Consider the following 2,117-nt stretch of genomic DNA (forward strand, 5'->3'; position numbering starts at 1 on the left):
CTAGTAATACCATTTATCCATGAAGTTGCACTTAATAAAAGATAAGAACTGTAAGTAAAATTCAAGTCTGGGTAATAATTATGAAGTGCATTTTTACAGACAAATGCTATAACTGATAGCTGAGGGTTTACGCAGTAGATTTGACAAAGTGGGAAAATATAACCATGATTTTTCCCATTCCCTGCTTCCTTTTCCCCCCTGTTTACTATAACTATATTCTTTGAGTTGACAATAAAATCACAAATAAAAATAGATGAACATTTGACAAAACAGAACGTTTGTGAATAGAATATTCTCCTTCCTTATTGAATATTGGCTAAGAATCAAAGGTCTTCTGAGTGGAAAAACTCAGCAAGTCAACTTATCTGGAGTATATAAAGAAAATCGTCTAAAATTATGTCAAAAGAAACATTCGACTTTGTTATCCCCCTTTACAAAGTGCGTTGGAATACCCAAGCTGTTGTAGAAGGAATTACTCACCACTACAAACCTCGAACTATCCATATAATAGCTCCAGAAAGTGAGGCAAAATTACTAGAACAGAAAGTTAAGGAATGGCAAGTTGCTCCAGTCTATACCCACAAGGAAGAATACTTTTTTCAAAAAAAAGGTCTGACAAAAAAAGCAATTTGTTCAGAACTTGATTTAGGTAAATCACTTTATAATCCTGGTTGGTTTTATCAGCAGTTATTAAAACTTGGTGCTTATGAAGGTATTGATAACCTAAGTGAATGGTTTGTTGTTTGGGATAGCGACCTACTTCCTGTTAATACTTGGCAACTCATCAGTAATCATCAAGAAACTACACAACACAAATTTGCACTTCTGCAACACAATCAATATGGTAATCCCCATATTGTATCCAAGTGGGCTGAATGGATTACCTCGGTACTTGGGGTTGAGCCACTTACAGACCATGAAGGTACATTTATTCCCCATCATATGTGGTTCAAAAAAGAGCATCTAGAATCATTAAAAAACCAAATAAAAAGCTATTTTCAATCAGACGAAAACTGGTTATTATTGATGATGCGCTCTGCTAATAAATTTGAAACCTTCAGTGAATATTGGTCTTACATTTCATGGGTAGCAGCAAAAGCTCCTGCTGACCTAGCTTTTTATCCATACGAAAATTACGGAGCTACAACTGAGCGATTTTTTGATGATGGTACTGGTCTATTTTCTGCTGCACTGAGAAGTTATCAGTCGAGGGTATTTTCCACTGAAATTAATAGTTACCAATCAATAGTATCTAACCCAGCTATCTTTTCTCCTTCATATATAGATATAGAATCTTTTATTCGAGAAAAATACGAACCAGATGCACTTCCCTCCTCTTTATCTTTTGAAAGTAGTCCGCGACATCTCAAGAAAGATAGAAAAAATACCCATATCGAAGAGCAACGTTCTCAATGGAACCCGCGCAAATTTGAATCTGACCTATGCTTAAATTTAGGCTGCGGAGCGAGACATCTAGATGGTTATATCAATGTAGACAAGTTTGGAGATCCTGACATTAGATTAGATTTAGAAACATTTCCTTGGTTGTGGGAAGATAATAGTGTGGCAGAAATTGAAATGAGTCATGTATTAGAACATCTTGGACAGCAGACAGAAATCTATCTTAAAATTATTCAGGAAATATATAGAATATGTAAACCAAGGGCAAAAGTGCATATCAAAGTTCCCCATCATCGCCATGATAACCTCCTACACGACCCTACTCATGTACGTCCAATTACACCCTATGGTTTAAGTATGTTTTCTCAAAAACTAAACAAAGAGCGACAGGAAAAAGGATATCCTACTACACCACTGGGTATATATTTAGGTGTAAATTTTGATTTGATAGAAGTTCGCTATATTCCTAGTCAACTTTGGTATGAACATGAAAAAGATCGGATTAATGATACAGAATATCTTCTACAACAAAGTGCTCTATACAATAATCTTGTCCAAGAATTAGACATGACATTAGTGGCAATAAAATAGTGAAGGAAAAAGGAATCCTTTCTAGCTTCTAATTCCTACTCCTGTAAAATCATACTTTTATTCAGCAACGCCCATTTTTTTGTCTCTCTACTTATGAGAAATATTGGCACATTAATTGTCTCAAT

1 protein-coding gene is annotated in these 2,117 nt (G+C 35.0%); it reads left to right on the forward strand.

The window, feature by feature from the left end; all coding sequences use genetic code 11:
* Positions 1–396: 396 nt before the first annotated feature.
* The gene (locus F6K22_RS39390; protein WP_293110454.1) at positions 397–1,992 is read left to right on the forward strand and encodes a DUF6492 family protein; all 1,596 of its coding nucleotides are present in this window, start codon (positions 397–399) and stop codon (positions 1,990–1,992) included.
* Positions 1,993–2,117 lie beyond the last annotated feature (125 nt).

The sequence above is a fragment of the Okeania sp. SIO2F4 genome (assembly GCF_010672385.1).
Taxonomy (GTDB): domain Bacteria; phylum Cyanobacteriota; class Cyanobacteriia; order Cyanobacteriales; family Microcoleaceae; genus Trichodesmium.

Bases quoted from the DNA above. Each gene is read 5' to 3' on its own strand.
- F6K22_RS39390 (WP_293110454.1), top strand. From the start codon at position 397: ATGTCAAAAGAAACATTCGACTTTGTTATCCCCCTTTACAAAGTGCGT.